Source organism: Streptomyces sp. SCUT-3, from assembly GCF_014083985.1.
Taxonomy (GTDB): domain Bacteria; phylum Actinomycetota; class Actinomycetes; order Streptomycetales; family Streptomycetaceae; genus Streptomyces_H; species Streptomyces_H thermolineatus.
The window spans coordinates 5,877,381-5,895,693 of record NZ_CP046907.1 but is presented as its reverse complement, the minus strand read 5'-3'; the positions used below and the strand labels follow the sequence as shown (position 1 = coordinate 5,895,693).

Sequence of the window (18,313 nt, the reverse complement as noted above, 5' to 3'; positions counted from 1 at the left end):
GCCGGGGCTGCAGGGACCGTCGGGAATCTCGGCGCGGGGCGGCGGCTCCGCTTCAGGTGCGGGGTCGCCGCCGTCGGCGGATCAGGGCCCGGACGAGGAGCACCGCGGCCGCGGCCGCCAGGGCGGCGAGCGCGAAGGTGTGCCAGCGGGTGAGGTAGCGGTGGAGGGTGGCGATGCGGGTCCCCGCGGTGTAGCCGACGACCGTCCACACCCCGGCCCACAGGGCGGCGCCCAGGGCGTTGAAGGCCAGGAACCGCTTCCACGGCATGCCGACGGCACCGGCCACGATGCCGTTGGTCTGGCGCAGCCCCTCGACGAAGCGGGCCCCGGCGACGACCGCGCCGCCGTGCCGGTCGAAGAACGCCTCGGCGCGCCGGAAGCGCTCGGGAGTGAGCAGGACGTAGCGGCCCCAGCGGTGGACGAAGGGAGGGCCGCCGAGGCGGCCGATGAGGTAGCCGACGTTGTCCCCGGCGATCGCGGCGACCGCCGCGACGACGCCCACGGCCACGACGTTCAGCCGTCCGGCTCCCGCGGACACGGCCGCGGCGATCAGCGCGGTCTCTCCCGGCACAGGCAGGCCGAAGTCCTCCGCGAAGACCAGCCCGCCCAGGGCCGGGTAGCCGTAGTGGTCCAGCAGCGAGAGCGTCTCCGCCAACGGGCCGGGCAGCGGTTGCACCATGCGGTGGTGCTCCTCGGCGGCCGGCCGGGGCGCGGGGTCCGGTTCCGGTCGGTGGGTCGTCCTTCCAGCGTGGTGCGCGTTCGCGCCCGCCGCCTCTCGCCGGAGCCGGTCGACCGGGCGGGCTGCGGTGCGCGGCACGCCCTCGCACGGCCGGCTGCACGCGACCGGCTGCGCACGGCGGGCCCCGGAGCCGGGACGGCAGTGAAAGGCTGCCGGGGCCCGCCGTGCGCGGTCATTCGGCGCCGAGGATCAGCGCGCTGGTGGGCACCGCGGTGCCGGCGGTGACGAGGACGTTGTGCACGTCCTCGGGCTGGTTGTACGAGGTGCCGCGGATCAGCCGGACGCCCTCGGCGATGCCGTTGACGCCGTGCAGGTAGGCCTCGCCGATCTGGCCGCCGTGGGTGTTGGACGGCAGCCGGCCGCCGAGTTCCAGGTGACCGTCGGCGATGAAGTCCTTGGCCTCGCCGGGCTTGCAGAAGCCCAGTTCCTCCAGTTGGGGCAGCACCAGCGGGGTGAAGTGGTCGTAGAGCACCGCCGCCTGGACGTCGTTCGGGGTCAGGCCGCTCTGCGCGTACAGCTGGCGGCCCACCAGGCCCATCTCGGGGATGCCGGTGATGTCGGGACGGTAGTAGCTGGTCATCATCTGCTGGTCCTCGCCGGACCCCTGGGCTGCGGCCCGGACGATCGCGGGCTTGTGCCGCAGGTCGCGGGCGCGTTCGGCGGAGACGACGACCAGGGCCTGGCCGCCGTCGGTCTCCTGGCAGCAGTCCAGCAGGCGCAGCGGCTCGGCGATCCAGCGGGAGTTCCGGTGGTCCTCCAGCGTGATCGGCCTGCCGTGGAACCAGGCCGCCGGGTTGTTCGCGGCGTGCTTGCGCGCCACCACCGCCACTCTCCCGAAGTCGTCGCCGGTGGCGCCGTACCGGTGCATGTAGCGGCGGGCGAACATCGCCACCCACTGGGCGGGGGTGAGCAGCCCGAAGGGGGTGAACCAGGAGTACTGCGCCCGGTCGGCGGTGGAGGCCATCGGCCGGTCCTGCATGCCGGTGCCGAACCGCTCCCCGGAGCGCTCGTTGAACGCCCGGTAGCAGACCACCACCTGCGCGGCGCCGGTGGCCACCGCCATCGCGGCCTGCTGCACGGTGGCGCAGGCCGCGCCGCCGCCGTAGCCGACGCGGGAGAAGAAGGACAGTTCGCCGATGCCGCAGGAGCGGGCGACGGCGATCTCCGGGTTGCCCTCCATGGTGAAGGTGGTCAGGCCGTCCACCTCCTCCGGGCCGATCCCGGCGTCGTCGAGGGCGGCGAGCACGGCCTCGCAGGCGAGCTGGAGCTCGCTGCGCCCGGAGTCCTTGGAGAACTCGGTGGCCCCGATGCCGACGATGGCGGCGGCACCGGAGAGCGGACTGGTCGGCGAAGAGGCCATCAGGACTCCCCTCCCTCTTCCTTCGCGAGGCGGACGGCGACCGTGCCGGTGACGTGGTCGCCGAGCCCGTTGGCGCCCCGGACGCGCACCTCGACCAGGCCGTCGTCCGCCACGGCGGTGACCTCGCCGGTGAGCGTCATGGTGTCGCCGGGGTAATTGGGCGCGCCCAGCCGGACGCGCACCGCGCGCAGCACCGCCCGGGGCCCGGCCCAGTCGGTGACGAAGCGGCCGACCAGCCCGTTGGTGGTGAGGATGTTCATGAACACGTCCCGGGAGCCGCGCGTCCGGGCCAGTTCGGGGTCGTGGTGCACGTCCTGGTAGTCCCGGCTCGCGATCGCGGTGGCCACGATCAGGGTGCGGGTGACCGGGATCTCCAGCTCCGGCAGCCGGTCGCCGACGGCGACCGTGCCTGCGGTGGGCGCGGGGGCGGGGGCGGTCGTCACGAGGCGGCCCCCGTGCCGGCGGCGAGCAGGGCGCCCAGGCGGTCCAGGTCGGCTCCGGCGCTGCCGAGGGTGCCGGCGATCTGCTTGCCCCACAGCAGGTGGCGGTGGACGGGGTAGTCCACGTCGACGCCCATGCCGCCGTGCAGGTGCACCACCCGGTGCACCACCCGCTGGCCGGCGTCGTCCGCCCACCACTTGGCGACCAGCACGGCCGTGCCCGGGTCCTCGCCCCGGTCGATCAGCCAGGCGGCCTGCCAGAGGGTGACCCGCATCGCCTCGATGTCGATGTAGCAGTCGGCGACCTGGTGGGCGACGGCCTGGAAGGTGGCCAGCGGGCGGCCGAACTGCTCCCGTTCGGCCAGATAGGTTGCGGCCTGCCGCAGGGCGCCCTCGGCGACCCCGACCTGCACCGCGGCCAGCGCGGTGCGGACGCGGTCCAGCAGCGCGGCGAGGGCGCCGGGGCCGCCCAGCGGCTCGGCGACGGCGCCGTCCAGGGCGAGGTGGCTGCTGATCTCGCGGGTGGTGGTCTCGGCCCGCTCCGCGGTGACGCCCCGCTCCGCCGGGTCGAGCAGGAAGAGCGCCGGGCCGTCCGGACCGGTGGCGGAGACCACGACCCGCCGGGCGCCGTGCAGCGCGGGGACGGCGGCCTTGCTTCCGGTCAGCCGCCACAGGTCGCCGTCGCGGACCGCCACGGTGGCGGGCGCGGCCGGGTCGGCGGGGCCGAACTCCTCCAGGGCCAGGGTCAGCCGCAGCGAGCCGTCGGCGGTGCGCGGCAGCCACGCCTGCTGCTGCTCGGGGCTGCCGTGCCCGGCCACCGCGAGCGCGCCGAGCAGCGCCGGCCACAGCGGCACGGGGGCCACCGTGCGGCCCTGCTCGCGCAGCAGCACGCACAGTTCCACCAGGCCCAGGCCGGCGCCGCCGAACCGCTCCGGCAGGGCGAGGGAGAGCAGGCCGGTGCCGGCCAGCTCCTTCCACAGCTCCTCGTCGATGCGGTCCTCGGTCTGCTCCACCGCCCGCACCCGGTCGATGCCGGCGCATCCGGCGAAGACCTGCTCGGCCAGGCCCCGGACCGCCTCCTGCTCCTCGCTGAGGTCGAAGTCCATCAGTTCTTCTCCGTTCCGGCCGGCCGGAAGGCCGGCAGTGACAGCTGCGGGTCGGCGTCGATCCACTCCAGGACGACGGGCATGCCGATCCGGATCCGGTCGGGCTCCACGTCCACCAGGTTGGCGATCAGCCGGGTGCCCTCGGCGAGCTCCACGACGGCGACCACCAGCGGGTAGTCGAAGGCGGGGACGCGGGGGTGGTGGTTGACGACGAAGCTGTACACCTCGCCCCGGCCGGACGCCTCCACGGTGTCCCAGTCGAAGGACCGGCAGACCCCGCAGCAGGGGCCCGGGGGGTGGCGCAGCGTGCCGCAGGCGGTGCAGCGCTGGATCAGCAGCCGGTGCTCCAGGCACGCCTCGAACCAGAAGGCGTTGTCCCGGTTGGTCGCGGGCCTGGGGCGCAGCGGGCGGGGCTTCTCCGCCGGCTCCGGCTGTACGGCGGGTTCGGCCTGCGCTGCGGGTTCGGCCTCGGTGCCGGCGGTGGGTTCGGGCTGTTCGGCGGTGCCGGGGGCGGCCGGCCGCTCGGGGCGGAAGCGCAGGAGGCGCCAGCGCTGGGTGCCGACCACCTCTCCGTCCTGGTCGCGGTAGGTCTTGACGGTGGTGACGAAGTGCCCGGTGCCCAGGGCCGTGCGCTTCTCGGGGGAGACCGACTCGACGGTCTCGGTGACGCTGATCCGGTCGCCGAGCCGCAGTTCGCGGGCGAACTCCAGCTCGCTGTCGGTGGCCACCACGGAGGTGAGGCCGCCCTCCTCCAGCAGCGCCGCGAGTTCGGCGGCGGCCGGGCTTGCCGGGCCGCCCGCGACGGTGGCCGCGTAGCCGCGCATGGTCCAGGCCTGGAGCATGGTGGCGGGGGCGACGACGCCGTCCCGGCCGGCGGCGCGGGCCGCGTCCTCGTCCAGGTGGATCGGGTTGCGGTCGCCCATCGCCTCGGCCCAGTGGCGGATCATCGGCTGGTTGACGGCGTCCTGCGCCCACGTCTCGGCGGTCAGTTCGCGGCCGGCCAGGGCCTGCAGCCGCTCGGTGAGGGAGCCGCCCATCACGCCCTCCTCTGCCGGGGCAGGCCGACGCCGACGGTGGCGACCATGTCGCGCAGCACCTCGTTGACGCCGCCGCCGAAGGTGTTGACCACGCCCTGGCGGGAGATCTGCTCCAGCTGCCCGGCGATCACCGCGCCGGGCGAGTCGGGGCGGACGCGTCCTGCGGCGCCGAGGGTGCCCAGCAGGGTGCGGTAGACCTCCAGGTGGGTCTCGGTGCCGTAGACCTTGGCCGCGCCGGCGTCGGCGGCGGAGAGGGTGTCGCGGGAGACGGCCGCGGCCATCTTCCAGTTGAGCAGCCGCATGGCCTCCAGCCGGGCGTGGGTGCGGGCGAAGTCCTGCCGCACCCAGGGCAGGTCCAGGGCGCCGGTGTCGCGGGCGTGCTCCAGGGCCTTCTCCCACAGGCCGATGGTGCGGCCGCCGAGGGCGGCGAGGCCGATCCGCTCGTGGTTGAGCTGGTCGGTGATCAGTTTCCAGCCGCCGTTCTCCTCCCCCACCAGGTTCCCGGCGGGCACCCGCACGTCGCTGTAGTGGGTGGCGGTGACCGACAGGCCGCCGACGGTGGGGATCGGCGTCCAGGAGAAGCCGGGGTCGTCGGTGTCGGCGATCAGGATGGAGATGCCCTTGTGCTTGGGCGCCCCGGGGTCGGTGCGGCAGGCCAGCCAGATGTGGTCGGCGGTGTTGGCGCCGCTGGTGAAGACCTTGTTGCCGTTGACCACCCAGCCGTCGCCGTCGCGCACCGCGCGGGTGCGCAGCGAGGCCAGGTCGGTGCCGGCGTCCGGCTCGGTGTAGCCGATGGCGAAGACGGTGTCGCCGGAGAGGATGCCCGGCAGGTAGCGCCTGCGCTGCTCCTCGGTGCCGTGCTTCATCAGGGTGGGGCCGACGGTGTTGACGGTGACGAAGGGGAACGGCAGTCCGGCCTGCTGCACCTCGTCGAAGAAGACGAACTGGTCCTCGGCGGAGCGGCCCTGGCCGCCGTACTCGACGGGCCAGCCCAGGCCCAGCCAGCCGTCGGCGCCGAGGCGGTGGACGATCTCGCGGAAGCGGCTGCCGCCCACGCCCTCCTCGCCGACCCGGCGCCGCTCGTCGGGCGGGAGCAGGCGGGAGAAGTACTCCCGCAGCTCCTTGCGGAGCTCGAGCTGCTCCGGTGTCTCGCGCAGCTGCATCGCTGCTTCCTCCTAGTGCTTCGGGTGGGTCAGGCGGGCAGGAAGCGCTGCCGGCCGTGGGCGGTGAACTCGGCGCGCAGGGCCTCCCTGTCCGCCTCGGTCATCGGCCGGTACTCGGGGGCGCCGCGGCCGGTCCAGCGGTGGACCGGGTCGGCGCAGTCCCACGCCTGGGCCTGGAGCAGGTTCTTGCGGACCTTGTTGGACCCGGTGGTGGGCAGGTGCCGGGAGACCCGGACGAACCGGGGGCGGACTTGGTGCCCAGGTCGGGCTGGGCGGCGAGGAAGTCCCTGAGGCCGTCGCCGTCGAACTCCGCGCCCTCGGCCAGTTCGACGGCGGCCATCACCTGGTCGCCGGAGCGCGGGTCGGGGACGCCGAAGACCGCTGCGGCGACCACGTCGGGGTGGCGGCGCAGGATGCGCTCGACGAGCAGCGCGGAGATGTTCTCGCCGTCCACCCGGATCCAGTCGCCGGAGCGTCCGGCGAAGTAGAGGAAGCCGTCGCGGTCGGTGTAGCCGAGGTCGCCGGTCCAGTACCAGCCGTGCCGCACCCGCTGGGCGTCGGCCTCCTCGTTCTTCCAGTAGCCCTCGAACCGGGCGGCGCCCTCCTGGTCGACCAGTTCGCCGACGGCCTCCTCGGGGTTGAGGACCCGGCCGTGCTCGTCGAGGACGGCCGGCGGGCAGGGCCGCAGGGTCTCCGGGTCGACGATGCGGACGGCCTCGCGGGCCGGGCGGCCCAGGGCCGCGGGCGGGGCCTGCGGGTCCTGCGCGATCATGCCGCTGCCCTCGCTGGAGCCGTAGACCTCGATGAGGCGGCAGCCGAAGCGGCGGGCGAACTCGGCCTTGTCGTCGGGGGACGCCTCGGTGCCGAAGCCGTGGGTGAGGGTGTTGTCGGCGTCGTCGGGCCGCTCGGGGGTGGCCATGACGTAGCCGAGGGCCTTGCCGACGTAGGTGAAGTAGGTGGCCCGGTGGAACCGCACGTCGGGCAGGAAGCCGGAGGCGGTGAACTTGCGGGCCAGGGCGACGGTGGCGCCGGAGGCCAGCGCCGGCGCCCACAGCCCCATCAGGGCGTTGCCGTGGAACAGCGGCATGCAGCAGTAGCAGACGTCGTCGCGGCCGATGCCGTACTTGGCGCTGTTGGCGTGCCCCAGGGCCGCCAGCCGGCCCTGGGAGCAGCGGGCGGCCTTGGAGGTGCCGGTGGTGCCGGAGGTGAGCAGCAGCAGCATCTGCGTGGCGGCGGTCACCGAGGGGTCGGCGGCCGGCTCGCAGGCGTGCGCGGCGACCCGGTCGAGGTGGCCGGGGTCGTCGACGAGCACGATCCGCTCCGGGGGGACACCCACGTCGAGGCCGTCCAGCAGGGCGAGGCCGGCCCGGTCGGTGACGATCACCCGGACCTCGGTGTGCCGGATCTCCCGGGCGAGGTCGGGGCCGCGCCGGGTGTTGTTGATGCCGACGACGGTGGCGCCGGCCAGGGCGGCGCCGCCGAGCCAGAAGAGGAACTCGGGCACGTTCTCCAGCAGCACCCCGATGTGGAAGGGGCCGTCGCCGCCCAGGGCGGAGGCGTACGCGCCGCGGGCCGCGCTCTCGCGCACGGTCTCGTCCCAGGTCCAGGTCCGCTCGCGGGTGCGCACGCCCGGCCGGTCGTCCCCCAGCCGTGCCAGCAGCAGGCCGGCGATCGTGTCGCGGTCCAAGGGGGTCTCTCCTCGCAGGTGGTGTTCGTGGGTCGGTCAGACGGTGGTGCGGCCCGCGTACCAGTCCTTGCCGCGGGGGCCCTCGCGGTCGATGACGACGCAGCGGGTACCGGTGAAGTTGGTCGGCATGCACTTGTTGCAGTGGATGCACAGGGAGCGGGTGCGCCCGTTCTCCGCGATGCGGTTGACCAGGTCGGGCTCGCGCAGCAGCGCCCGGGCCATGGCGACGAACTGGAAGCCCTCGGCCATGGCCCGGTCCATGACCGCCTTGTCGGTGATGCCGCCGAGCAGGACCAGCGGCAGCTTCACGGCGCTGCGGACCTGCCGGGCGTCCTCGAGGAGGTAGCCGTCGCGGTAGGGGTAGCTGTGCAGCATGTACTTGCCGACGAGCTTGACGCCCAGCTTGATCGGCTGCGGCATCACGGCGGCGAAGTCCTCCAGCGGGGCGTCGCCCTTGAACAGGTACATCGGGTTGAGCAGGGAGCTTCCGGCGGTCAGCTCCAGGGCGTCGACGGTGCCGTCCTGCTCCAGCCACTGGGCGACCTGGATCGCCTCGTCGAGCCAGAAGCCGCCGGGGGCGCCGTCGTCCATGTTGAGCTTGGCGAGGACGGCGATCCGGTCGCCGACGGCGTCGCGGACCGCGCGCATGATCTCGCGGCACAGGCGGGCGCGGTTCTCCAGGGAGCCGCCGTAGCCGTCCTTGCGGCGGTTGAGCCTGGGGCTGAGGAAGGAGCTGGCCAGGTAGTTGTGGCCCAGGTGGACCTCGACGGCGTCGAAGCCGGTCTCGATCGCCATGCGGGCCGCGTCGGCGTGCGCGGCGACCACCCGGGCGAGGTCGTCGGCGGTGGCCGGGCGGGCGAAGCTCATGGTGGTCTTGTGGAAGTGCCGGCTGGGGGCCAGGGCCGGGGCCTTGTTGGCCTTGGGGTTGGCGACCGGGCCGGCGTGGCCGATCTGCGCGGAGGCCGCGGCGCCCTCGGCGTGCACGGCGTCGGTGAGCCTGCGCAGGCCGGCGGCCGCCTCGGGGCGCCACAGGATCTGGTGGGCGTCGGTGCGCCCGTCGGGGGCGACCGCGCAGTACGCGACGGTCGTCATGCCCACTCCCCCGGCCGCCGGGCGGCGGTGGAACTCGATCAGCTCCTCCGTCACCAGCCCCCTGCGGCTGAGCCCCTCGTAGGTCGCCGCCTTGATGACCCGGTTGCGCAGGGTGATCGGTCCGAGCCTGGCGGGCGCCAGCGGGTCGGGGACCTCTGCGGGCGGCGGGGCGGGGTTGTTCACGGGGAGCCTCCTCCTACGGCACGGCCCGGCGGCAGCGGTGGTCCCGTGCTGCTCCGGTGCTTGTGCGCCGGACGCTAACCGGCCCGGCGGGGGGCCGCCCCGCAGCGTCCCGCTCACCGGGAACGGCCCGGAGGACCCCGGCGTGCGCGTGAGACCTTCCCGCCACCTACCCTGCAGACGCCACCGCCCGAGAGGTGTCCGAATGCCCCAGCAGACCAGCCCCGCCGAGGTGCTCGCCCGACTCACCGGCCCAGGAGGCGAGTTCGAGATCCACGAGGAGGAGGTGCGCGGCACGCGCATGCCCGTCTTCCGCGACCGCGAACGATCCCTGGGCCGGGTGCTCGCCGACTCCGTGCGCCACGGCGACGCCGAGTACATCGTCACCGAGGACCGGCGGATCACCTTCGCCCGGCACGCCGCGCAGGTGGCGTCCCTGGCCCGCGCCCTGCGGGAGCAGCACGGCGTCGGCAGGGGCGACCGGGTGGCGCTGCTGGCGGCGAACAGCCCCGAGTGGGTGATCGCCTTCTGGGCGGCGCAGAGCCTGGGCGCCGTCACTGTCGCCTTCAACTCCTGGTGGTCCCCGCGGGAGGTGGCGTACGCGCTGGGGCACAGCAGGCCGTCGGTGGTGTTCGCCGACGCCCGGCGCGCCGCGGCGCTGGAGGGCGCGGACGTGCCGGTGCTGTCGATGGAGGAGGACGTGCCGCGGCTGTCGGCGGACCCCGGTGTGGAACTGCCGCGGGTCGAGGTGGACGAGGACGACCCCGCGGCGATCCTGTACACCAGCGGCACGACGGGCCGGCCCAAGGGCGCCGTGCACTCGCACCGCAACCTGGTGGCGGTGATCGGCTACCACCGCCTCAACGACGCGCTGGCCGCCGCCCTCGGCGCGCCCGGCCCGAACCGCTACCTGCTGGCGCTGCCCCTGTTCCACATCGCCTCTCTGCACAACCTGGCGGTGCCGCGGCTGGCCACCGGCTCGACGGTGGTGATGTACCAGGGCGCCTTCGACGCCGACCGGGTGCTGCGGCTGGTCGAGCGGGAGCGGGTCACCCACTGGGGGGCGGTGCCGACCATGGCCGCCCGCCTGCTGGAGCACGGCGGCCTGGACCGCTACGACCTGTCCTCCCTGACCGCGTTCGCGCTGGCCTCGGCGCCGTCCTCGGCGGCGCTGAAGGAGCGGCTGCGGGAGGCCCTGCCGGTGGCCCGCCGGTCCCTGGTGGACAGCTACGGCCTCACCGAGTCCTGCACCTCGGCGGCCGTCGCCACCGCCGACCTGCTCGAACGCTTCCCCGGCACACTGGGGTACCCCACGGTCACGGTCTCCGTCGAGGTCCGCGACCCGCTCGGGCAGGTGCTGCCGGAGGGCGAGGAGGGCGAGATCCACCTGCGCAGCCCGTTCAACATGCTGGGCTACTGGGAGGACCCGGAGGCCACCGAGGCCGCGATCGGCCCGGACGGCTGGCTGCGCACCGGCGACATCGGCACGATGCGCGGCGGGATGCTGTACCTGACCAGCCGCCGCTCGGACCTGATCCTGCGCGGCGGCGAGAACGTCTACCCGGCCGAGGTCGAGCACGCCCTGGACGAGCACCCGGACGTCGCCGAGTGCGTCGTGATGGGCGTCCCCCACGCCGACCTGGGCCAGGAGGTGGCCGCCGTGGTGGTGCTGCGGGAGGGCTCCCCGGCCACGGAGGAGGAGCTGCGCGCCTTCCTCGTGGAGCGGCTGGCCTACTTCAAGGTGCCCGCGCGGTGGAAGGTCACCACCGAGCGGCTGCCGCGCAACGCCACCGGCAAGGTGGTCCGCCGCGCCGTGACGCTGTGACCGGCCGGTGAGCGCCGCGGGGGGCCGGGCCGGCCGTCGGCCCGGCCCCCCGCGGCGCTCCCGCACGCCCGCACGCCCGCACGCCCGCAGGCCCGCAGGACGGCAGGCCCGCAGGACGGCAAGCAGCGCCCCGCCCGGGGACCTGGGGTCCCCGGGCGGGGCGTTTTTCCGGGCGGCCGGGGGTCAGGGCCTGCGGTCCTCGAGGGCCGCGACGGTCCGGTCCGTCTGCTCGCGGCCCTCGTGCAGCAGGCGCAGCAGCGACAGGCGCAGCACCGCGGTGACCGCCGCGGCCAGGTAGAGGGCGGCCCCGGTGACGGCGAGGGCGAGCATCGCGGTGGCCAGGACCTGGGAGGAGGCGATGTCGCGCAGGTCCTCCTGGGCCAGCGAGCCCGCGTACGCCACGAGGGCGGTGACGACGCCGGCCGCCATCAGCAGCGCGCCGAGGCCGCGCAGCACGCCGTCGCGGCGCGACCGTCCGGTCCTGAGCCTGAGTGCGGAGACGTCCGTCGTGAACCGCTCACGTCGCTCTTCCACGGGCATGGGTCATCCTCCCAGGTAACCGGCCGACAGTTCGGCCTCGATCTCGTCCGGACGGCCGGTCCGGACGACGCGGCCCTGCAGCATCAGCGCCGCCGAGTCCGCGACGGGCAGGACCACCCGGGCGAACTGCTCCGCCACCAGGATGGTCAGTCCCTCGTCGGCCAGCCGGCCGACGGTGTCGTACATCTGCGAGACGACGAGCGGGGCCAGCCCCATGGACAGCTCGTCGAGGAGCAGCACGGCCGGGTCGGTCCCCAGGGCCCGGGCGAGGGCGAGCATCTGCTGCTCGCCGCCGGACATCGACCCGGCGAGCTGGCCGCGGCGCCGCCCCAGGACCGGGAAGCGGCCGTAGGCGGCCTCCTCCAGGTCGGCGAGGGGGGTGCCGGTGCCGGTGGCCAGCCACAGGTTCTCCCGGACCGTCAGGTTGGGGAAGACGCCGCGACCCTCGGGGACGGAGCACACGCCGAGCCGGGCCAGGGCGGAGGCCGGGGCGCCGTTGACGCACCGCCCGGCGAGGCGCAGTTCGCCGCCGGTGACCGGCAGCAGCCCGGAGCAGACCTTGAGGGTGGTGGTCTTGCCGCCGCCGTTGGGCCCGAGGAGGGCGACCACGGTTCCGGGGAGCACCGCGAGGTCGACGCCGTGCAGCACGTCGATGCTGCCGTAGCCGGCGCGCACCCCGGCCAGTTCGAGGAGGGGCCCGGGCGCGGCGGGGTCCGGCGCGGCGGGGTCCGGCGCGGCGGGGTTCTTCACGGTGGGGTCCGGTGGGTTCATCGGGGGTGCTCCTCGGTGCCGATGTAGGCGGCGACGACGGCGGGGTCGGCCCGGATCTGCTCGGGCGTCCCGGAGGCCAGCAGCCTTCCGCGGTCGAGGACGTGGACGGTCGAGCAGAGCTTCATCACCAGCGGGATGTCGTGCTCGACGAGGCAGATCGCCAGGCCGTCCGCCGCCAGCCGCAGCAGCAGTTCGCCGAACTCCCCGGTCTCCTGCTCGGTCTGGCCGGAGGCCGGCTCGTCCAGCAGCAGCACCCGGGGGGAGGCCATCAGGGCGCGGGCGAGTTCGACGACGCGGGCGCGGCCGGTGGGGATGCCGGAGACGTCCTGGTCGGCGATGTCGGTCAGGCCGGTGAGTTCCAGCACCCGGTCGGTCTCCCGGCCGAGGTCGGGACGGGCCCCGCCGCCGGCCCCGCGGTTCCGGCGCGCCCCGGAGCGGTGGATCTCCCCCGCGACGCGGACGTTCTCCCGCACCGACAGGGACATGAACAGTTCCAGGCGCTGGAAGGTCCGGCCCAGGCCCTGGTGGGCGCGGCGGGCGGGCGGCAGCCGGGTGATGTCGGTGCCGTCCAGCAGGATGCGGCCGGCCGTGGGGCGCTGCAGCCCGGTGACGGTGTTGAACAAGGTGGTCTTTCCGGCGCCGTTGGGCCCGATCAGGCCGGTGACGGTGCCGGGGGCGACGCCGAGGCCGACGTCGTCGACGGCGGTGCGGCCGCCGAAGCGGACGGTGATCCCGCGGGTCTCAAGCAGTGCCACGGCGGACTCCCGGTGCGGCGGTGGTCGGGGCGGGCAGGCCCAGCGCGCGGTCGAGGGCGCGCAGGTCCCGTTCGGTCCGGGGCACGTCGTCGTCGGCCGGCTCCGACAGTGCGCGGCGTTGGCGGGCGTGCTCCTCGGGGCCGAGGACGGCCGCGGGCATCAGCATCCGGCCGAGGAGCGGGAGCATCATGACCAGCACCACGGTGAGGATGCCGAACCACCACCGGTCCATCGCGCCGGACAGGGTGAGCAGGTAGAGCACGGCCTCCAGGACCGCGCCGCCGACGAGCACCGGGCGGGCGCGGCGCAGCGAGCGGTAGCCCTCGACGACCTGGTGGACGGTTCCGCTGGGGTTGTGGCCCACGCCGACGCCGATCAGGGCCGGGCTGACGGTGACCAGGTGGCCGAGCAGCCGGTAGAGGCCCGCCAGGTCGGGGTCGGCCGCGGCCAGGTCGTTGAAGGTGGTGACGAGGAGGGAGAACCCGACGCCGGCCAGCAGTCCCCCGAAGAGGGCGCCGCTGACGTAGCCGATGCCGGCCACCACGGTGAGCATCAGCAGGGAGAGGCTGACCACGATGGAGTAGGTGTCGGTGTCCACCGCGCCCAGGGCGCTGGACATCAGGATGCCGCCGAGGCCGGCAATGGCCGCCGAGAGCACGAAGACGGAGAGCTTGAGGCGGACCAGGTTCTGCCCCAGCATCGCCGAGGCCGCCGGGCTGTCCTTCATGGCCACCAGCCGCCTGCCGTAGCCGCTGTTGCGCAGCGCCACCAGGCCGGTGCCGATCGCCGCGAACAGCACGGCGACGGTGATCAGGAAGGCGGGGCCGTCGCGCAGGTCGAGGGGGCCGACCCTGATCGCCGGCACGGTGATGCTGCCGGTGGGGAAGATCGTGAAGGTGTGGCCGAGGACGTGGTGCTCGGTGGTGTCGCGCAGCACCATGGTGCTGAGGAAGACGCCGAACGCCATGGTCGCCAGCGCCAGGTACAGGCCGCGCAGCCGCAGGGCGGGCAGGGCCACCAGGCCGCCGACGACGGCGGCCGCCGCGACGCCCAGCAGCACGCCCTGCACCGTGAGCCGGGAGTCCAGGCCGCTGCCCGCGATGCCGGTGTGGAAGGCGACCAGGGTGCCGACCGCGCCGAAGGAGCAGGCCGCCAGGTTCATCTCGCCGGCGTAGCCGGTGAGCAGGGTCAGGGACAGGGCGACGACGGCGAAGGTGAGGCCGAGGGTGAGGTGGTGACGGCGGTGTCCTCCATCAGGGGCAGCAGCAGCGCCACGGAGGCGACCAGCACCGCCCCCCAGGCGGCGGCGGAGCGCACGGACGGGACGCGGTAGCGCTCCCGGGTGCGCACCGCGGCGCCGCGCAGCCGGTCCTGGGGCAGCGCGACCAGCACGGCGAAGAGGGCGATCATCGGCAGCGAGACGCGGAAGTTGCTGGTCCACGACCAGGCGGAGGGGAAGTAGGCCAGGACGTAGCTGCCGGCCAGGCCGAGGATCACGGCCCCGGCGAAGGTGCGCGGGATGCTGCGCAGCCGGCCGAACATCGCCGCCGCGAAGGCGTCGATGACCAGCAGGGTGAGCGCGGTGGCCTCCAGCGCCCCGCCGCCGACGGGGGTGATCAGGATGCCGGCGAGCACGGCGAGGGTGGAGCCCGCGGCCCAGGAGAGCAGGGCGATCCGCTCGGGGTCGTGGCCGTTCAGGCGCAGCAGGTCGGGGTCGTCGACCGCGCCGCGCATGGCCACCCCGGTGCGGGTGCGGGTGAACAGCAGCCGCAGGGCGAGGGCGAGGGCGGCGGCGGTGGCCAGGGCGATCAGCTCGTGCACGCGCAGGGTGGCGCCGAGGACGGGGACCGTGGCGTCGACGCCGAAGAACATCTCGGAGACGCGGGGCTCCTCCGGGTGCCACAGCCACTGGGAGAGGTAGAGCATCCCCAGCATGAGGGAGACGGTGACGACGATCCTGGTCACTTCCGCGGTGTTGCGCAGCCCCCGCATGACCAGGGCGTACATCAGGCCGCCCATCAGCGGGCCGGCGACGCCCAGGACGGCGAGGAGGGCGAGCGGGGTCGGCCAGTTCCAGCCGGTTCGCAGCTGCCAGTAGAGGAAGGCGCCGAGCATGGCCTGCGCGCCGTGCGCGAAGTTGAAGATGCCCGACGTGGTGTAGGTCAGTACCAGCCCGGAGGCGGCGATCGCGTACACGGCGCCCAGGACGAGCCCGAGCAGGGTGAACGTGATGAATGCGGTCATGGGGACACCCTTGGCGAGGGCCGGGGGCGCGGTCGGCCGCGCCCCCGGCTGCGGGTCGTGGGTCAGGCCTGCGGTTCGATCACGTCGTCGGTCAGGAACTCGGTGGAGATCCGGTCCTTGTTGAGCTCGGTGCCCCAGTTCTTCTTGCTGAGCCGGAACAGGTAGGAGTCGTCGCAGTCGAACTCGCCGGCCTCGGCGGGGCGGGTCTGCTTCCACGTGTTCTTGGTGAGGCGGAGCACCACGACGCACTCGGAGGGCAGGTTGGCCCCGGGGTCGGTGGCGGCGTGCAGGCCGCCGCCGGTCCACTCGTGGACGGCGGAGAGCTTGTCGACCACGCACTGGCGGGTCAGTTCGGAGCCGCACTGCTCGGCGGCGGTGGCCCACAGCAGGAAGGAGGAGGCGGCCTGCATGCCGAGCAGGGAGGTCTTGCCGCCCTCGGCGGTGACCAGGTCGGTGTAGGCCTTCACGGCCGGGACCTCGGAGGCGTTCTCGAAGGGCTGGTACTGCATGCCGACGTGGAGCTTGTCCGCCAGTCCGGCGGTGTTCCACTTGGCGACGGCGTCGGTGTACCAGGTGGCCTCGAAGAACAGCACCGGGTCGAGGCCGACCTGGTCGACGGCCTGCAGCAGGTTGAACTGCGACGGGGTGGCGGAGCGGCTGTTCCACAGTCCGTCGGCGCCGCAGGACTTGTACTTCTCGGCGAACGGCACGTAGCTGGACTCGCCCGCGTAGTTGAGCGTCACCCCGCAGTCCAGCGGCTTGACGCCGGCCGACTTCCAGCCCTCGACGGACTTGGCGTTGGCGGAGACCAGCGCCGGCGAGGTGTGGTTGACGACGGCCAGTCCCTTCTTCAGCTCGGGGTAGAGCTTGACGGCGTTGTGCCAGATGCCGGTGTTGACGTAGTCGGCCGGGAAGGGCATCGCCTGGTAGGACATGGGGGCGTTGGCCACGTGGGGGCTGACCGTGAAGCCGGGGACCATGGGCAGCTTGCAGGCGATGCGGGTCTGTTCGGCGGCGCCGTCGTAGGCGAAGCCGTGGCCGACCAGCATGAAGTCGGACCTGCAGGCGTCCTGCATGGCGGTGTTGGCCTGCGTCATGGCGGCGTCGTGGAGGTTGCCGACGACCTTGCGGCCGTTGATGCCGCCCTGCTCGTTGCACCAGGCGACGAGCGCCTCGACCGCGTCGCCCATCTCCTTGTTCAGGCCCGGGGACTGGGAGAAGCCGCGGTCGTCGCCGTAGCCGATGCGTATCTCGGTGTCGGTGACCCCCTTGTCGGTCGCGCCCTTGGCGTCGCCCTCGCCGCAGGGCGAGTCGAGGGTGCCGAACTTCTCGGCGGCGGCGGTGGCGGAGTCGCCGGCCGCGTTGCCCGGCACGGCGTCGGAGCCGCCCCGGTCGGTGGCGCACGCCGGGACCGTCAGTGCCAGGAGCGCGACCAGCGCCGCTCCCCGGACCGTTTTCCTGTACAGCACGACCAGCCTCCTCCTCCCGGCGCGGCGGTGCACCGGGGTCATGGGTTGCGGATGTCCGACCGCAGCGGGTGGTGAAGGGGCGCGTGCCGTACGGAGGGGGGATCCACCCGGCCCGGGGCACGACGACGGAGGGCGCTCCGGCGGGTTCGGAGGGGTCGTTCCCGCATCAACCAAGCGCTTGCTACGGGATGCTAGGAGTCGGCCAGGAGGGGGTCAAGGGTCCGGGAACACCGCTCTGCGCGGCCTCGGTCCGGGACCGGGGGAAACCGCTGCGGGCGGGCGGGACGGCGACGGGGGCGCAAAGACAAGTGGGAGGGCGGACTCCGCATCGCGGAGTCCGCCCTCCCACTTGTCGTGCACCCCGGTCCGCCGCGGGCGGGGTGCACGGGTGCGCTCAGCCGGTGGTGGCTCCGCGGCCCGGACGGGGCAGGTGCTTGTCGATGAACAGGCCCTCGGCCGAGACGCACAGCCTGCCGCCGGCCGTGATGGCGCCCTCGGTGCGGATCTTCCGCCCCTCGACGAAGACCTGACGGCCGGTCACCACCAGGGGCTCGAACAGCGGGGTCGGCCGGTGGTAGCGCAGGGTCAGCTCGGCGGTCATCCCGGAGGTCCCCGCCCAGCCGTTGGCCACGCCCAGGGTGTGGTCCAGCAGCAGCGCGGAGACTCCCCCGTGCACGTGGCCGGGCGGGCCCTGGTAGGGCAGGTCGAGGGTGACCGTGCCCTCGACGGAGCCGTCCTCCTGGCCGTGCAGGACCAGCGGCGGGGCGATCGCGTTCTCCGTGCCGGTCACCGGGTCGTGGCGGTGGGCGCCCCCTCCCTCCCACAGTTGGGCCTGGCGCTCGTCCAGCGGGGGCGCGGCGGCCTCGAGCCGCTCGGCGACCTCCTCCAGGCGGGCGGTGATCTCCTCCAGTCCGGGGGCGGCTCCCCCGGCCCGCAGCAGGGCGACCGTCACCCTGCGGGCCGCCGCGGCGGCGGCGTCGACGGCCGCGTCGGCGGAGACGGCGGACAGCGGGGTACCGGTGGTGGCGCTCATCGGGCGACCTCCATCGTGGCGTGGGTGAGCACCGGGGCGTCGCCGCGCTCGGGGCAGACGGCCAGCAGGTGGAGCCGGTCGCCGTCCTCCCACACCGAGGTGCGGACGGTCTCGCCGGGCAGCAGCGTGCCGGCGAACCGCACCTCGTAGTCGCGCACCGCGGCGGGGTCGCCGCCGAGCACCCCGTCGACCACGGCGCGGCAGACGATGCCGTAGGAGGCCAGGCCGTGCAGGATCGGCCGGTCGAAGCCGGCCGCGGCGGCGAACTTCGGGTCGGCGTGCAGCGGGTTGAGGTCGCCGTTGAGGCGGTAGAGCAGGGCCTGCTGCGGGCCGGTGGGCGAGGTGAGGACGTGGTCGGGGGCGCGGTCGGGCAGCCCGGCCTCGGCGGCCGGCCCCGGGTCGCCCCCGAAGCCGCCCTCGCCGCGCGCCCAGATCTGCATGGAGGTGGTCCACAGTTCGGTGCCGTCGTCGGCGGTGGCCCGCTGCTCCAGGACGACGACGGCGGCCTTGCCCTTGTCCCACACGTCGGAGACGCGGGAGGCGACGGTGGCGGTCCCGGCCGTCGGGAGGGGGCCGTTGACCCGGAGCCGCTGGCCGCCGTGCAGGATGCGGCGCAGGTCGACGTCGACGCCGGGCATCGACATGGAGGCGGGCCCGGCGGCGCCGGAGGAGATGCCCTGGCCGGCGACCAGCGCGAAGGTGGGCAGCACCCGCAGGCCGCGCTCGTAGGCCCAGCGCAGCTCGGCGGGGTCGGTGGCGTCGGCGGCGCCGGCGCCCAGGCTCAGGTGGTACAGCAGCACGTCGCGGTCGGTCCAGGAGATCCGGGTGACGGACGGTTCGGCGGCGAGTGCGGTGGTGACGTCGATGGGCAC

17 protein-coding genes are annotated in these 18,313 nt (G+C 74.4%); 1 reads left to right on the top strand and 16 read right to left on the bottom strand.

The genetic code is table 11. The features are described 5' to 3' along the window. Window positions 1–52: 52 nt before the first annotated feature. From GQS52_RS26035 to GQS52_RS26000, 8 genes are all read right to left on the bottom strand, one after another. Entirely contained in the window at window positions 53–679 is a 627-nt protein-coding gene (locus tag GQS52_RS26035) for a DedA family protein (protein WP_182315990.1), read from the bottom strand. A gap of 232 nt (window positions 680–911) precedes the next feature. Continuing rightward, a complete protein-coding gene (locus tag GQS52_RS26030) occupies window positions 912–2,099 on the bottom strand; it encodes a lipid-transfer protein (RefSeq protein WP_182315989.1) in 1,188 nt (395 codons plus the stop codon). Then, window positions 2,099–2,542: a MaoC family dehydratase gene (locus tag GQS52_RS26025; protein WP_182315988.1), complete on the bottom strand. Its 444-nt coding sequence runs from the start codon at window positions 2,540–2,542 to the stop codon at window positions 2,099–2,101. The genes GQS52_RS26030 and GQS52_RS26025 overlap by 1 nt, the downstream gene beginning before the upstream one ends. Continuing rightward, entirely contained in the window at window positions 2,539–3,645 is a 1,107-nt protein-coding gene (locus GQS52_RS26020) for an acyl-CoA dehydrogenase family protein (protein WP_182315987.1), read from the bottom strand. The genes GQS52_RS26025 and GQS52_RS26020 overlap by 4 nt, the downstream gene beginning before the upstream one ends. Next, on the bottom strand, window positions 3,645–4,682 hold the full coding sequence (locus GQS52_RS26015; RefSeq protein WP_182315986.1) for a bifunctional MaoC family dehydratase N-terminal/OB-fold nucleic acid binding domain-containing protein: 1,038 nt from the start codon (window positions 4,680–4,682) through the stop codon (window positions 3,645–3,647). The genes GQS52_RS26020 and GQS52_RS26015 overlap by 1 nt, the downstream gene beginning before the upstream one ends. Further along, window positions 4,682–5,845 (bottom strand): acyl-CoA dehydrogenase family protein, encoded by a 1,164-nt coding sequence (locus tag GQS52_RS26010; protein WP_182315985.1) that lies wholly within the window; start codon window positions 5,843–5,845, stop codon window positions 4,682–4,684. The genes GQS52_RS26015 and GQS52_RS26010 overlap by 1 nt, the downstream gene beginning before the upstream one ends. Window positions 5,846–5,945: 100 nt before the next feature. Continuing rightward, window positions 5,946–7,532 (bottom strand): AMP-binding protein, encoded by a 1,587-nt coding sequence (locus GQS52_RS26005; protein WP_259370990.1) that lies wholly within the window; start codon window positions 7,530–7,532, stop codon window positions 5,946–5,948. A 36-nt stretch (window positions 7,533–7,568) separates the two neighbouring features. Next, complete coding sequence (locus GQS52_RS26000) at window positions 7,569–8,807, bottom strand: NADH:flavin oxidoreductase (RefSeq protein ID WP_182315984.1); 1,239 nt, start codon at window positions 8,805–8,807, stop codon at window positions 7,569–7,571. A gap of 202 nt (window positions 8,808–9,009) precedes the next feature. On the opposite strand from GQS52_RS26000, the gene GQS52_RS25995 reads away from it, so the two are divergent. Then, window positions 9,010–10,629 (top strand): AMP-binding protein, encoded by a 1,620-nt coding sequence (locus GQS52_RS25995; protein WP_182315983.1) that lies wholly within the window; start codon window positions 9,010–9,012, stop codon window positions 10,627–10,629. A gap of 183 nt (window positions 10,630–10,812) precedes the next feature. Here the strand turns inward: GQS52_RS25995 and GQS52_RS25990 are convergent, their stop codons facing one another. The 8 genes from GQS52_RS25990 to GQS52_RS25960 all read right to left on the bottom strand — a co-directional run bounded on the left by GQS52_RS25990 (window position 10,813) and on the right by GQS52_RS25960 (window position 18,313). After that, a complete protein-coding gene (locus GQS52_RS25990; RefSeq protein ID WP_220472807.1) occupies window positions 10,813–11,163 on the bottom strand; it encodes a hypothetical protein in 351 nt (116 codons plus the stop codon). 9 nt (window positions 11,164–11,172) lie between these two features. Next, on the bottom strand, window positions 11,173–11,940 hold the full coding sequence (locus GQS52_RS25985; protein ID WP_182315981.1) for an ABC transporter ATP-binding protein: 768 nt from the start codon (window positions 11,938–11,940) through the stop codon (window positions 11,173–11,175). Next, complete coding sequence (locus tag GQS52_RS25980) at window positions 11,937–12,695, bottom strand: ABC transporter ATP-binding protein (RefSeq protein WP_182315980.1); 759 nt, start codon at window positions 12,693–12,695, stop codon at window positions 11,937–11,939. Before GQS52_RS25980 ends, GQS52_RS25985 begins: the two co-directional genes overlap by 4 nt. After that, window positions 12,682–13,881 carry a branched-chain amino acid ABC transporter permease gene (locus tag GQS52_RS27115; RefSeq protein ID WP_259371203.1) on the bottom strand — a complete coding sequence of 400 codons (1,200 nt, stop codon included), beginning with the start codon at window positions 13,879–13,881 and terminating at the stop codon, window positions 12,682–12,684. Before GQS52_RS27115 ends, GQS52_RS25980 begins: the two co-directional genes overlap by 14 nt. A gap of 2 nt (window positions 13,882–13,883) precedes the next feature. Continuing rightward, window positions 13,884–14,939, bottom strand: coding sequence for a branched-chain amino acid ABC transporter permease (locus GQS52_RS27110; protein WP_220472806.1), 1,056 nt, complete (start codon window positions 14,937–14,939; stop codon window positions 13,884–13,886). Between the two features lie 62 nt (window positions 14,940–15,001). Continuing rightward, window positions 15,002–16,408, bottom strand: coding sequence for an ABC transporter substrate-binding protein (locus GQS52_RS25970; protein WP_220472805.1), 1,407 nt, complete (start codon window positions 16,406–16,408; stop codon window positions 15,002–15,004). A gap of 394 nt (window positions 16,409–16,802) precedes the next feature. Beyond that, window positions 16,803–17,441 (bottom strand): PaaI family thioesterase, encoded by a 639-nt coding sequence (locus GQS52_RS25965; RefSeq protein WP_182315978.1) that lies wholly within the window; start codon window positions 17,439–17,441, stop codon window positions 16,803–16,805. Beyond that, window positions 17,438–18,313, bottom strand: coding sequence for a MaoC/PaaZ C-terminal domain-containing protein (locus GQS52_RS25960; protein ID WP_182315977.1), 876 nt, complete (start codon window positions 18,311–18,313; stop codon window positions 17,438–17,440). Before GQS52_RS25960 ends, GQS52_RS25965 begins: the two co-directional genes overlap by 4 nt.

What these genes read in the sequence shown, in the direction of transcription:
- GQS52_RS26035 (WP_182315990.1), bottom strand. Translation starts at nt 679, where the DNA reads ATGGTGCAACCGCTGCCCGGCCCGTTGGCGGAGACGCTCTCGCTGCTG.
- GQS52_RS26030 (WP_182315989.1), bottom strand. Translation starts at nt 2,099, where the DNA reads ATGGCCTCTTCGCCGACCAGTCCGCTCTCCGGTGCCGCCGCCATCGTC.
- GQS52_RS26020 (WP_182315987.1), bottom strand. Translation starts at nt 3,645, where the DNA reads ATGGACTTCGACCTCAGCGAGGAGCAGGAGGCGGTCCGGGGCCTGGCC.
- GQS52_RS26010 (WP_182315985.1), bottom strand. Translation starts at nt 5,845, where the DNA reads ATGCAGCTGCGCGAGACACCGGAGCAGCTCGAGCTCCGCAAGGAGCTG.
- GQS52_RS25995 (WP_182315983.1), top strand. Translation starts at nt 9,010, where the DNA reads ATGCCCCAGCAGACCAGCCCCGCCGAGGTGCTCGCCCGACTCACCGGC.
- GQS52_RS25985 (WP_182315981.1), bottom strand. Translation starts at nt 11,940, where the DNA reads ATGAACCCACCGGACCCCACCGTGAAGAACCCCGCCGCGCCGGACCCC.
- GQS52_RS26015 (WP_182315986.1), bottom strand. Translation starts at nt 4,682, where the DNA reads ATGGGCGGCTCCCTCACCGAGCGGCTGCAGGCCCTGGCCGGCCGCGAA.
- GQS52_RS25965 (WP_182315978.1), bottom strand. Translation starts at nt 17,441, where the DNA reads ATGAGCGCCACCACCGGTACCCCGCTGTCCGCCGTCTCCGCCGACGCG.
- GQS52_RS27110 (WP_220472806.1), bottom strand. Translation starts at nt 14,939, where the DNA reads ATGACCGCATTCATCACGTTCACCCTGCTCGGGCTCGTCCTGGGCGCC.